The organism is Dellaglioa carnosa (assembly GCF_026948345.1).
Taxonomy (GTDB): domain Bacteria; phylum Bacillota; class Bacilli; order Lactobacillales; family Lactobacillaceae; genus Dellaglioa; species Dellaglioa algida.
In genome coordinates, this window is the sequence record NZ_JANXLI010000009.1 from 19,726 (window position 1) to 33,323 (window position 13,598).

Annotated in this window: 12 protein-coding genes and 1 pseudogene; 2 read left to right on the forward strand and 11 right to left on the reverse strand. The window is 37.6% G+C overall.

The annotated features are described in order from the left end of the window. Positions 1-88: 88 nt before the first annotated feature. The 6 genes from N0K80_RS07565 to N0K80_RS07590 all read right to left on the reverse strand — a co-directional run bounded on the left by N0K80_RS07565 (position 89) and on the right by N0K80_RS07590 (position 6,762). The gene (locus N0K80_RS07565) at positions 89-1,738 is read right to left on the reverse strand and encodes a DEAD/DEAH box helicase (RefSeq protein ID WP_057974348.1); all 1,650 of its coding nucleotides are present in this window, start codon (positions 1,736-1,738) and stop codon (positions 89-91) included. Positions 1,739-1,900: 162 nt separating this feature from the next. Further along, on the reverse strand, positions 1,901-3,277 hold the full coding sequence (locus tag N0K80_RS07570; RefSeq protein WP_269024258.1) for a UDP-N-acetylmuramoyl-tripeptide--D-alanyl-D-alanine ligase: 1,377 nt from the start codon (positions 3,275-3,277) through the stop codon (positions 1,901-1,903). A 33-nt stretch (positions 3,278-3,310) separates the two neighbouring features. Continuing rightward, positions 3,311-4,375, reverse strand: a complete 1,065-nt coding sequence (locus tag N0K80_RS07575) for a D-alanine--D-alanine ligase family protein (protein WP_269026242.1) — start codon at positions 4,373-4,375, stop codon at positions 3,311-3,313. Between the two features lie 96 nt (positions 4,376-4,471). Then, the gene (locus N0K80_RS07580; RefSeq protein WP_269024256.1) at positions 4,472-5,260 is read right to left on the reverse strand and encodes a hypothetical protein; all 789 of its coding nucleotides are present in this window, start codon (positions 5,258-5,260) and stop codon (positions 4,472-4,474) included. Between the two features lie 30 nt (positions 5,261-5,290). Continuing rightward, a complete protein-coding gene (gene htpX, locus N0K80_RS07585) occupies positions 5,291-6,187 on the reverse strand; it encodes a zinc metalloprotease HtpX (RefSeq protein WP_112251422.1) in 897 nt (298 codons plus the stop codon). A 17-nt stretch (positions 6,188-6,204) separates the two neighbouring features. After that, positions 6,205-6,762, reverse strand: coding sequence for a LemA family protein (locus tag N0K80_RS07590; RefSeq protein ID WP_112251415.1), 558 nt, complete (start codon positions 6,760-6,762; stop codon positions 6,205-6,207). 190 nt (positions 6,763-6,952) lie between these two features. On the opposite strand from N0K80_RS07590, the gene N0K80_RS07595 reads away from it, so the two are divergent. Next, a complete protein-coding gene (locus N0K80_RS07595) occupies positions 6,953-7,417 on the forward strand; it encodes a low molecular weight protein-tyrosine-phosphatase (protein WP_225429431.1) in 465 nt (154 codons plus the stop codon). 38 nt (positions 7,418-7,455) lie between these two features. Here N0K80_RS07595 and N0K80_RS07600 read toward each other — a convergent pair whose 3' ends face one another. After that, a complete protein-coding gene (locus N0K80_RS07600; protein ID WP_269024255.1) occupies positions 7,456-8,166 on the reverse strand; it encodes a class A sortase in 711 nt (236 codons plus the stop codon). A 107-nt stretch (positions 8,167-8,273) separates the two neighbouring features. Between N0K80_RS07600 and N0K80_RS07605 the strand changes: the two genes are divergently transcribed. After that, positions 8,274-9,509 carry a multidrug efflux MFS transporter gene (locus N0K80_RS07605; RefSeq protein WP_269024254.1) on the forward strand — a complete coding sequence of 412 codons (1,236 nt, stop codon included), beginning with the start codon at positions 8,274-8,276 and terminating at the stop codon, positions 9,507-9,509. Between the two features lie 82 nt (positions 9,510-9,591). Here N0K80_RS07605 and N0K80_RS07610 read toward each other — a convergent pair whose 3' ends face one another. The 4 genes and pseudogenes from N0K80_RS07610 to N0K80_RS07625 form a co-directional block, all read right to left on the reverse strand. Then, complete coding sequence (locus N0K80_RS07610) at positions 9,592-9,855, reverse strand: type B 50S ribosomal protein L31 (protein ID WP_057974340.1); 264 nt, start codon at positions 9,853-9,855, stop codon at positions 9,592-9,594. A gap of 106 nt (positions 9,856-9,961) precedes the next feature. After that, the gene (rho, locus tag N0K80_RS07615; RefSeq protein WP_146302876.1) at positions 9,962-11,227 is read right to left on the reverse strand and encodes a transcription termination factor Rho; all 1,266 of its coding nucleotides are present in this window, start codon (positions 11,225-11,227) and stop codon (positions 9,962-9,964) included. 8 nt (positions 11,228-11,235) lie between these two features. Beyond that, positions 11,236-12,502 (reverse strand): annotated as a pseudogene (locus tag N0K80_RS07620) (UDP-N-acetylglucosamine 1-carboxyvinyltransferase). A gap of 122 nt (positions 12,503-12,624) precedes the next feature. Then, positions 12,625-13,518 (reverse strand): RluA family pseudouridine synthase, encoded by an 894-nt coding sequence (locus tag N0K80_RS07625; protein ID WP_112251411.1) that lies wholly within the window; start codon positions 13,516-13,518, stop codon positions 12,625-12,627. Positions 13,519-13,598: the final 80 nt, after the last annotated feature.

Below are 13,598 nucleotides of genomic sequence, written 5' to 3' on the forward strand. Positions count from 1 at the left end.
TATATTTTAACTATCAATATTGTAAGCTATGGGGCATTATAAGCAAAAAAAGAGACCCAGTTTCCCGAGTCTCTTTTCAATATTTAAATTAATCTTTTGTTCTGATTGTGAAGTTACGTTTTGGTGCGCTACTTCCGTTTGAACGGTTATCATTCGAACGTCCGCCATTACTACGGTTATCGCTTGAACGGTTACCTTGGTAACCACCGCCGCCATTACCGTTACTACGACGGTCTGAGCTACCACCATTACTGCGGCGATCGCTGCTTCCGCCACGACGATCTGAACTTCCACCGTTACTACGGTTTCCGCCACCATTACGGTTGCCTTGGTAACCACCACCGTTGCCGCCACGACGATTTCCACCGCCATTACCGCTACGACGGTTATTTCCGCCACCACCGCCACCCTTACGTCTAGGTAATGGGCGTTCTGGTGTAATCTTAACAGGTACTTGTGATGAATCATTTTTGATAACATCACTAAGTAATGCAGCAACTAAATCAGCAACGTCAAACTTAGCCATTAATTCAGTAGCTTGTTTTGCATATTTTTTAGTATCTGTTTTGCTAACTAAGGCTGTAACATCAGCGATTGCTGTTTCAATTTGACCAGCAAATGCTTCGTCATCAGTAGGTGGCGTTAAAGCTACCATGCGTTTCTTAGTTAATTTTTCGATTTGACGCAAGTAATCCATTTCATTTGGTGAAACAAATGTCAATGAAGTTCCTTTATGTCCGGCACGACCAGTACGGCCAATACGATGAACATAACTTTCAGGATCTTGAGGGATATCGTAGTTAAAGACATGGGTAACCCCAGAAATATCTAAACCACGAGCAGCAACATCAGTTGCCACTAAAATATCAAGTTTACCTGATTTGAATTCGCGTAAAATACTCATACGACGTTGTTGTGATAAATCGCCATGGATTCCTTTTGCGTTGTATCCGCGCATTTCGAAACCTTTAGCTAATTCATCAACACGACGTTTTGTACGTCCGAAAACAATTGTTTGTGTTGGGTTTTGAGCATCGTACATACGTGTCATAACATCAAATTTTTCGAAATCTTTTGAAATTACGTAGTATTGATCAACTAAGTCAGTTGTTAATTCTTTTGCCTTAACAGTTACCAAAGTAGGATCTGTCATAAATCTTTCACCAATACGGCGAATAGCATTTGGCATTGTAGCAGAGAATAACAATGTTTGACGTTCGTCGGGAACAGTTGTTAAGATACTTTCGATATCTTCAACGAATCCCATATCTAGCATTTCATCAGCTTCATCTAAAACTAAAGTTTTAACGTTACCTAATTTAACGGTACGACGACGGATATGATCTAATAAACGTCCTGGTGTTCCAACTAAAATTTGAGGTGCGCGATTAAGACTTTTAATTTGACGACGGATATCAGACCCACCATAAACAACTTGAACTTTAGCATGTCTTTCTTTACCTAAACGGTAAAGTTCTTCTTGCGTTTGGATAGCAAGTTCACGTGTTGGTGAGATGATAAGTGCTTGAACTTCATCTTTTGTTGTATCAATTGTATCCAAGATTGGTAAACCGAATGCAGCTGTTTTACCAGTACCTGTTTGTGCTTGTCCAATAACATCTTTTCCTTCTAAAGCCATTGGAATTGTTTCAGATTGGATAGGTGTTGCTTCTTCAAAACCGCTACGTTGAACGGCCTTTAGTAGTTCATCGGATAGTCCTAATTCTGTAAATTTCAAGTATAAATTCCTCCTAATGTGTTTGCAAACTAATATCCTTCACAACACAGTTAAGAGTTCGTCGTCAATTACTGTCTTGTAAAGTTAAATTAATTTAAGTCTGACCCTTCATGAGTCACCATTTAAACTATAATAGCACCTTAAATACGATTAAGCAACTACCTAGTGACTCTGTAAATCCGATAAAACGGTTTCTAAATGGACGCCATGGCTTCCTTTGATTAAAATAGCATCATTTTTCGTACGTGCCTCTAACAAGTCCTGCGTCATTGCTTCTTTTTGATCCAAACGATAATAATGAATATGTTTATCATCATATTTTGATTTTAGTGATGTCGCTAATGAATCGATTTGATCCCCATAAAGATAGACACTTTGTATTTTTTGGTTATCGAAACTATCGGCCAAGCTGAGGTGCATATCACTCGATTGATCACCTAGTTCAAGCATATCACCTAGAACAACAATCCGATTACCTTCAACATCACTATTTGAGAATGCTTTGATAACTGCTTTTGCGGCTGTCGGATTTGAATTATAAACGTCACTTAAAATCGCCTCGCCTAAATGTCCCTTCAACCACTCTGTCCGGTTCTTAGTTAAATCGAAATCACTGAGTGCTTTTACAATGTTGTCAGAAGACACACGATAGTGACGACCAACCGAAATAGCAGCCATTGCATTGTCCACGTTATATGTGCCAATCATTGGAATTGTAAAATTAACATCGGGCATCTCTCTCACTTTAAAACTTGTCATCACTTGATTACCAACAACGTTAGAAACACTTAAATCAGAACTTTCACCATGTCCAAATCCAAATGACCGTTGTTTAATAGTAGCGACGCGTTCTCTTAATAATGGCTCATCAGCGTTATAAACCAATAATCCATCCTCTTTTAATCCATTCACAATTTCCATTTTTGCGTCCGCTATCTTATCGCGCGTACCAAAAAATTCAATATGAGCTTCACCAATCATTGTAATAACGGCGACGTCAGGCTGTGCAATACGACTTAAAAAGTCTAATTCGCCAGGATGGTCCATCCCCATTTCAACAACAACAATTTCAGTATTAGGTTCAATACTTAATAAAGTCATTGGTACACCTAAATGGTTATTGAAGTTTGCTTCCGTTTTACAAACGTTATATTGTTGACTCAATATTTCTGTAATCATATCTTTAGTTGTTGTTTTACCATTACTACCAGTAACCGCAACGACCTTGGGATTAATTTTATTCAAGTAATATTTCGCTAAATCTTGGTAAGCTTTTAGCGTGTCATCCACCAATATAACCGGGATTTTCGTTGGCATTGTTTCTTGATGATTAATATCCCATAAGGTAGCCGTGGCACCATTATCAATGGCGCTTTGAATGTAATCATGTCCATCATTTTCTGCCACTATTGGTACAAATAAACTACCAGTCGTTAATTGACGACTGTCAAAAGAAACACTACTAATATCGACCGGTTCATCACTAATCTCATTCTTGGCACCAACGGCACCCGCAACTTCAGTTAATTGCATTTTCATTATATAAACCCTCACATTCGTATGACCATTAAATCAATTGTTTGCTTGATTTTTTTTAAGTGCTAATTGTAATAACTCCTCAATTAAATCGCTATAACTAAGTCCCACTGCTTCCCATAACCTAGGGTACATTGCATTTTTATAAAAACCGGGCATAGTCGTAATCTCATTTAAATAGATATCTTGATTTGCACTAATAAAGAAATCACAGCGAGCAAGTCCTGACCCATCAATTACTGCGAAAGCTCTTTTAGAAAAATCGACTAACTTGTTAAGTAGTTCATCATCAAGTTCAACCGGAATTCTAGCCTCGTGGTCCTCTTTCATCGCAAGTTTGCGATCATAGACATCATCAAAGGATAAAATCTCACCCGGAACACTTGTTGCAATTTCTTCATTGCCCAATAATCCAATCTCAATTTCTCGCGCAGCAATCCCGCGCTCAACGATAACACGCGAACCCAACAAGAAAGCATCATCAATGGCATTTTTTAATTCAGCAACATCGGTTGCTTGTGTCACACCAATTCCCGATCCTAAGCTGGCCGGTTTCACGTACATGGGATAAAGTAATTCACCCTCACATCTAGCAATAACACTTTCGGAATCATGCTTCCAAGCCTGCGCATCAATTGCCTCAAATGGGACAACCGGGATGCCGGCCTGTTTGAACAACAATTTACTCATGATTTTATCATTTCCAATAGCCGACGCTAACACGCTGTTACCGACATACGGTATGTTCAATGTTTCAAGCAATCCTTGAACAGTACCATCTTCACCATTTGGCCCGTGTAAAACAGGAAAAACAACGCTATCTTCCACGTTAAATCCATTTGGTAAAAATTTAATTCCTTTTGAATTTTCATGTTCATTTATTGCTTGAACTTTTTTATCCGCTTCTTCAAGTCGTAAATTATCCGCGAACTTAGCAGGCTCTGTAATTGTCTGACCTTGCAGCCACGTTCCTGTTCTCGTAATATAAATTGGAATTACGGAATAGTACTGGTAATAAATGGCTTGCGTTATTTGAAAAGCAGTTGAAAGCGAGATTTCATGTTCTGCGCTTTTACCACCATAGAGTAAATAAACTTGCATCGATATATTGCCCTCCATTTTTTGCACGTCCTATTGTACCATTTTTTTAAATTCAACAAAAATAAAAAAAGATAACATCAAAACCTCGTTATCTTTTTAAAATACAATACTGTCTTCAAAGGCAGCCTGATTAGAAATTACAATAGACCACTCCTGGTCAGAAAAGTCATAGTCTAAACTAGCAACTAATTTTGCACTTTCCGTTTCTAATGTTGGTTCATGCCACTTCATTTGATAAATACTATCCACCATCACATAAACAGGTACTGATAATTTTGTATTGTTGACGGTCATCATTGAAAAATCTAATACCGCGCCTTCAACAAATAGTGGCATTAGTTCCTCAGTAATAGACTTAGGTACTTTTTCCAACATCATTGGTCGTCTTCTGAACAAGCCATTTTTTTCACGATAAGCTCGATTAGCATGTCGAATAACTGATTTAGAAAACACACTATAAAACTGGTTCAGGTAACGGTAATAGATTTTCAACGCGTCATTAGGTAATGTCAAAAATACATAATCATTCTGCAACTTGTAATAGAATGGTGATTGGATATGTGAAAATGTATGCCCCAAATATAAAAACTCTGATACTTCTCTTGGCGTAATTAATTCTAAATCGTCTTGACTATCAAAATCAATCCAATTTTGTTTCACCCCGGTAGTCCCTTTATTCAAATAACGCGCAATATTTTCTTCCCCGGTAACCGTATTAAATCCCGTTGCGATGTCAATTTCATTTTCATAATCCACTGGATTCAATGATAAAATATTGGTTGGTAATCTGGGAATGCTCGTTATGAAATCTGTTCTAGAAATCCCATAAGATAAAATCAAATGAGAAACCGTTTCAACATGAATGTAGACTAAATTGTCTCTCACCACTATCATCCCCATTTTATAAAATAGTCACTACATTGCTTCTAAACGCGCAATTCTATCTTCCATTGGTGGATGCGTTTGGAATAATCCAGACGTTTTCTTCTTCAATGGATTTGAAATGTACAGTGCCGCACTACTTGGATCAGCCCGTTCCATTGGTTCACTATTAGAAATTTTTTCTAAAGCATGAATCAATCCTTGTGGGTTACGCGTTAATTCCACAGCAGAAGCGTCAGCCAAATATTCTCTGTTTCTAGAAAGAGCCAGTTGCGCGATAGTTGCCGCAATTGGTCCTAAAACAACCAACAGTACTGATAGAATCATTAAAATAATTTCCAATGAGCCACCACCTTCTCGATCATCATTACTTCGACGACGGCCACCGCCCCACCAGAAAGAGTTCATACCAATATTAACCAATAACGAGATAGCCGCTGACAGTGCTAATGCAATTGTTGACAAGCGGATATCATAATTACGTACATGAGAAATTTCATGTGCCATAACGCCTTCTAATTCTTCTCGATTAAGTCGATTAAGTAATCCGGTTGTTGCTGCGACAGCCGCATGTTCTGGATTATTTCCAGTCGCAAACGCGTTAGGACTTGCATCTTCAATAATAAAGACTTTCGGCATTGGAACCTGTCCAACAATTGCCATATCCTCTACAACATGCCATAGTTCAGGCGCATCATCAACGGATTTCACCTCAGTCGCATGATTCATGCTCATGACAACACTAGTTGATTGTGAAATCATCAATCCCATATAAACGACAGCAATAACGGTTGCCATCAATAATCCAGAAATAGCACTATTGAAAAAGACGTAACCAACAGCAGCACCAATCGCAACCATCAATAATACAAAACCAATTAAAACGTAAACCGTTTTGCGCTTATTTTGCGCGATTTGATCATATAGCATAGTTATCTCCTAACTTCTTAATCAAATGAAACGTTTGGTACAGCCTTTTCAGTTTCAGGAACTGCAAGGTAGTCCACTTTAGTGAAATGATGAATTCCCGCAACAATATTTGATGGGAATGATTGAATTTTTGCATTTAAACTTGCTGCAGTTGAGTTAAATAATTGACGTGAATATGAAATTTTATTTTCTGTATTTGATAATTCTTCCATTAACTTAGTAAATTCTGTGTTAGCTTTTAAATCTGGGTAGCTTTCAGATAAAGCGAAGATGCTCTTCAATGACTGGCTCAATTGATTAGAAACTTCCATCGTTTCTTCATGTGAGTCAGCTGGCACTTGCGTTAATTGGTTACGTAATTCAACCACTTTAGCAAACGTTTCTTTTTCATGAGTTGCATACCCTTTAACAGTTGAGACCAAATTAGGAATTAAATCATTACGACGTTTTAATTGCACATCAATTTGGCTCCATGATTCCTCGGTACGAATCTTAGCTTTTACCAAACCATTGTATCCACTAACGTACATAATAATCAAAAGTACTACGATAACTCCGATAACGATCATTGTCATAATTTTCAGTCTCCTCTTTAATATAAAATGTTTATTTTCGGTTCTTATACCCATATATCATACCAAAGTTCGCCCTTTTTAGAAAGCAATTAACCTAACGTTTAAGCTAATTTAGTCAACGGATTTTATTTAATATGATTATTATGGCATAATAGCATTATTAGAAAATTTGTAAAGGAGTGTGTTAATTATGAAGGTATTATTTGTATGTATGGGAAACATTTGTCGATCACCAATGGCTGAGGCGATGTTGCGAAATGAATTAAACAATTTAAATCTTTCTGACCAAGTAACGGTTGATTCTGCTGGTACAAGTTCTTCACAAGAAGGAAATGGTGCTCATGAAGGGACCATTGCAAAATTAGTTGAACATAACATTCCAACTGATGGGTTAATTTCACGTCCGGTCAGCTACTTGGATTTCATCAATAGTGATTTAATTATCGCAATGGATGATATCAATGTTGAACGTCTTGAAAAAGCGGCTCCCGCATCCAAGAAAAAAAATATCGTTAACTTTCTTTCAATTGTTCCAGGCAAAGAAACCGAATCTGTTCCTGATCCATGGATTACGGGTGACTTTGATGAAACTTACGACTTAGTTAACCTTGGTATGCCTTACTGGATTGAACAAATAAAAGCTCGTATTTCATAAAAAAAGACCAACAAATTTTAAAATTTGTTGGTCTTTTTTTATGAATTGTTATGAACCGTTTTGAATCCATCTTTAACCGTTTTTGGTGCGGCACTATACGTCCATTTTTGTACGTATTCGCCTTGAACCATCAAACGTCCGGCACCGGTGTCATCACAAGTAATCAGGGTTACCTGCGTTTTACCAGGTGTATCGTCAATGACTTGGACATCTGTTGCTTTAATATATTTTTTCTTAGTTGTCGTATATTCATAAATATTTTTGGCATCCGTCAAATAGATTTTTTGACCTAACTTCATCTGAACTAATGGGCTAAAAAGTAGGCCTTCATTAATCATATGATGTCCGGCAAGTGCGTAGTTACCTTCACCCATTTTTTCGTTTTCTTTTAAGGTTCCGGCTGCAAGTGCTAATGTGTTAGTGCTAACACCTTTGGCAATTGGCAAATTCAGTGAGACATCTGGAATGCTAAGTTCTCCGAGTAAAACGAGATCTTTCTCATTCACTTTTGCCTTTAAAACATCTGCCGTATTTAAACTTTTTACTTCACTAAAATCAAATGACGCTTTTTTATTTTTATTTTTATCAACAAGAGCGGCATTAATTGTTGGGTGCGTATCGCCAACTAAAAAACTTTTAATTTGTTCATTAAAAACTAACGAAAGTCCTAATAACAATAAGATTAACAATAAGGTGGTTGTTAGATGCTTCTTCCAACGACCCTTTTTATCTGTTTTATTTTTTTTCATTTTTACCCCCCGTTTTTCTGCTAATCCCTATTTTACCATATAACTTTTATTCTTGTTTAGTGTTATGATTGTAATTATTAAAAATATCTTGAGGGGGACTATTTGATTTGTTGACTTCGCTAAAATCAACATTTTTTCGTCCTAGACAACCCTGGGAACAAAATTTATTTGTTTTATGGTTTGGTACATTCATGGCTGGTGTCGCTTTTAGTTTAATCATGCCATTCATGTCACTTTACATTGATACATTAGGTGACTTTAGTAAAACTGAATTAAATTTTTATAGCGGTATTACCTATTCTTCTACATTTCTAATTACCGCCATTGTTTCCCCTTTATGGGGTCGTTTAGCTGATCGAAAAGGTCGTAAATTAATGATTTTAAGAGCTTCATTCGGAATGGCCATTGTTTTAGGTCTGATGGGGCTTGTTAGTAACGTTTATCAATTGATTGCATTACGTTTGTTACAAGGGGTTTTTTCCGGTTATATTAGTAACGCACAGGCGTTAATTGCAACAGAAACACCTAAACGCCAAAGTGGCAAAGCGCTTGGAATTTTAGTTACGGGTAGTGTTACCGGTACCTTGTTCGGCCCACTGATTGGTGGCGCAATAGCAGGGATTTTTGGTTATCGAGTGACCTTCTTCATCACCGCTATTATCTTATTAATTGTTTTCTTACTGAGTTATTTCTTTGTGCACGAACACTTTACCCCAGTTGAAAAGGGTGAAATGCATACGTCAAAAGAAATTTTCCAAACGTTGCATCATCCTAAATTGATTATTGGGATGTTTGTAACAACATTGATTATTCAAGCATCAAATTACTCCATTAGCCCAATTCTCAGCCTATATGTCCGAGAATTACTGCATAATGTCGGTAACATTACATTCATTAGCGGATGTGTTGCGTCTATTCCAGGAATAGCGACGTTAATTGCTGCTCCTCGTTTAGGTATCTTAGGCGATAAAATTGGAACTGAACGTATTTTAAAAATTGCGTTAATTGCAGCAATCTTCATTTTCATTCCAATGTCCTTAGTAACTAATGTCTGGCAACTTGGTGGTCTTCGTTTCTTAATTGGGATTACCGATGCCGCAATGTTACCTGCAGTTCAAACAATTTTAACCAAAAATACACCGGCAGAATTTACTGGACGGGTGTTCAGTTATAACCAATCATTTCAGGCCATGGGATCAGTCGTTGGCCCCATGATTGGTTCAACCGTTTCTGGTGTCTTTGACTACAAGGGCGTCTTCGTCTCAACCGCCATTTTAGTTGGTATTAACCTTGTCTGGGTGATGTATGTAACAAAAGGCATGTACGCGAAAAAGGTAAAATAGTAGTGTCCTTAAAAAGGGCATTGCTATTTTTTTGTACAAAAAAAGAGAAAGCCAATAGGCTCCCTCTTTTTGGAAATAGTTCTTACTTTGCAGCGTTTGCGTCTGCAAGACCATATTTCTTGTTGAAACGATCCACACGGCCATCGGCTTGTGTGAATTTTTGACGTCCAGTATAGAATGGATGTGAATCCGATGAAATTTCGACACGAATCAATGGGTATGATTTGCCATCTTCCATTTCAACTGTTTCTTCTGAATGTTTTGTTGAACCTGAGATAAATTTGTAACCTGAAGTAGTATCCATAAATACAACTTCGTGGTAATCTGGATGGATTTCTTTTTTCATAAGTAAGTATTCTCCTTTGCCCTAATCCATCTGCTGGATTAGAGTTATTCTTTATATTGCAACATGCACAATTTTAACATGAATGAACTCATTTTACAATTAATTTTTATTTGCTCGTTTTTGTTAACCCATTTAAAAATTCAGCATTATTTTTTGTTTTTTTCATTCTTTGGATAACGCGTTCTGTTGCACCCAACGAATCTCCAGTCATTGTCTTTCTAATCTGCCATAAATCTTCGATGGTCTTCTTAGATAACAATAATTCTTCCTTACGCGTACTTGATTTCTTTAAATCAACAGCGGGGAAAATTCGACGTTCTGCAAGTTCTCTTGAGAGCTGTAATTCCATATTACCAGTCCCTTTAAACTCTTCATAAATAACATCATCCATTCGACTACCAGTATCAACCAAAGCAGTTCCTAGAATCGTTAGACTACCGCCCTCTTCAATATTACGCGCGGCTCCAAAGAATTTTTTTGGTCGATAAAAGGCTGCCGGATCGATGCCACCAGACAACGTTCGACCACTTGGTGGAATCGTTAAATTATAGGCTCTAGCTAAACGAGTCACTGAATCCATCAAGATAACAACATCTTGTTTATCTTCTACCAATCTCATAGCACGTTCTAAAACTAATTCAGAAACACGCGCGTGATTTTCAGGTTGCTGATCAAACGTTGACGAAACAACATCACCCTTAATCGACCGTTCCAAATCAGTCACTTCTTCAGGACGTTCATCAATTAGTAACACAATTAATTTTACTTCAGGATGATTCTCGGTAATTCCTTGAGCAATCTCCTTAAGTAAAGTCGTTTTACCAGCCTTAGGTGGTGCCACGATTAGTCCACGTTGACCAAAGCCAATTGGCGCAAATAAATCAGTCAACCGTGTTGAAAGATTTTGACTAGTTGTTTCTAACTTTAATTGGCGATCAGGATACAGCGGGGTTAACGCTGGGAAATGCGGACGTTCCTTCGCTTCTTCCGGGTTCTTGCCATTTACCGTATCCACGTGCATTAGCCCATAATAACGTTCATTTGGTTTTGGTGGACGTGCTTTTCCGCCAACTAAGTCACCATTTCTTAAATTAAATCGATTAATTTGAGAAGCGGAAATATAAATATCCTCTTGCGATGGTCCATAGTTAATTGGACGCAAAAAACCGAATCCATCTTGATTAGGAATAATATCTAAGACACCTTCCATTAAGATGAATCCTTGTTTCTTTGCTTGGGCCCTTAAAATAGCCAAAGACAACTCTTTTTTGTTCATTTGGCTATAATATTGTATTTTATATTCTTGGGCGTACCCATATATTTCTTTAAGCGTTTTATCTTTCAATTCGCCCATTGTCAAAAAATCGCTCATTTAATCACCTAATCTTCGTCAATAATTTCAACATCAGCGGATAAATTTGTCATCTTTTTGACAACACAATCATATCCACGTAAGATATTTTCAGCTTTTTCAATCACAGTTGTACCATTAGTCATCAAAGCGACTTCAAGTAAAGCAGCACCCGCCCGAATTTCATCGGCATAAACCGTTTGACCTGTTAACTCAGTCGATTGGTTAATTCGAATAACGCCATCTTTTGATTCGATTTTAACGCCCATTCGTTGCATTTCTGGAATGTGTTTAATTCGCTCTGGATAAAGTGTATCAACCAATCCGACTCTCTCCCGCGGCTTTAATCATAACTGCAGTAATTGGCTGCTGTAAATCAGTCGCAAAGCCTGGATAAGGTGAAGTTGTTACTTCGATTGGGATAATTTTGTCACCACCAGGAACAAAGATACTGTCTTCATTCACCTTAAATGTAACACCCATTTCACTGAGTTTTGCCAAAAATGAATCTAAATGTTCTGTGATAACATTTTTGACTAACACGCCCTCACCCATTGCTGCAGCAAGCGATAAATAGGTTCCTGCTTCAATACGATCTGGAATAATAGTGTGCGTATTAACTGCTCTTAAGCTATCGACACCTTGAATTCTGATTTCACCAGTTCCGGCACCACGAATATGTGCACCCATGTTGTTTAAAAATGTCGCAATATCAATAATTTCAGGTTCTTTGGCGGCATTTTCAATAACAGTTGTTCCTTTTGCACGAACAGCAGCTAATAAAATATTAATGGTTGCACCAACTGAAACAAGATCCATGAAAATACGAGCGCCCTTTAATCCTTCGGGACCACTCGTAATAATGACAGCATCATCTTCTTCGATAACCTCAGCGCCAAGCGCTTTAAATCCCTTAATATGTTGATCAATTGGACGAGGCCCAATATTATCTCCACCAGGAAATCCAACAATAGCGCGTCCAAAACGGCCTAATAAGGCACCCATAAAGTAGTAAGAAGCTCTTAAACTCTTAATGGCACCACCGGGTAGAGGTTCATCTTTAATCATTGTAGGGTCAACTGTTAAGTTACCTTCGTTGAACTCAGATTTAACATTCATTTGATCTAATATTTTCATTAAGTTATGTACATCTAAAATATCGGGGACACTGTCAAAGTGCACAGGTGTATCCGCAAGAATAGCCGCAGGAATTAGTGCGACGGTGCTATTCTTTGCGCCACCGATTATTACTTCACCGGACAGTTTTTTACCGCCTCGAATAATCATCTTTTTCATCTATTATTTCCTCACTTAAAGTGCTTTCACAAATTAATTATAACTATAATTAATAATAAAGAAAAAGCGAACTAAATACAATACTAATTCATCACTTTATCCAAATAAATAATCTTGGATTACTATTTTAGCAAGCGTGCCATGTCATCTGGAAGTTCAGATTCAAAGGCCAATTTTTTTCCAGTAAACGGATCTTCGAAACTTAATTTTGCCGCATGTAATGCTTGTCTTTCAATCCCTTTATCCATTGGGCCATCGTACAATGCATCCCCCACTAAAGCATGGTGGATAAAATCAAAATGAACACGAATTTGGTGTGTACGACCAGTGACTAATTTCACATCGACTAACGTATAGTCCGGAAATCTTGTCACAACTTTATAAGTTGTTTCTGAAGCCTTACCTTCGGCCATAACTGAACGACGAATTTCGCCTTCTTTTTTACCGATTGGCTCTTTAATATCGCCTTGATCACTTTTAACGTCACCCGCAACGATTGCTAAGTATGATTTCTCTAATTGGCCATTACTTAGTTGAGCAGCAATTAAGCTGTGCGCAAACCCATGTTTAGCCAATAAGACAAGACCACTCGTGAATCGGTCTAAGCGTGTGATAACGTGTGGTACCAAACTACTTGAACCCGTCGCAATTAAATGACCTTTAACGCGGTTAACCAACGTTGTATCTTCATTCGAAGGTCCCGGAACAGTTACCATACCAGCTGGTTTATCAACCACTAGCCAGTTTTCATCTTCGAAGACGATATTTAATGGTTCGTCACTCGCATGAATGGCATCATTATCAGGTTCTTCAGGTAACGTTAGCACCACTTCGTCACCGTCAATCAATTGATAATCCCAATATTCATTTTTTTGATTAACGCGAACTTGTCCTTCACCTTGTTTAATTCTAGCGATTAATCGTTTACTAACGCCAACCTCAATCAAAAATTTTCTTAAACTAATTGTACCTTCACCGTTGTTTGTTAGCGTAAATTGCATATTGTCATCCTTCATTTCTCGTCATAGCGTTTATTCTCTATCTTATCACACTTATCAACGCATAAAAAAAGGCGATTATAATCGTTAAATTATAA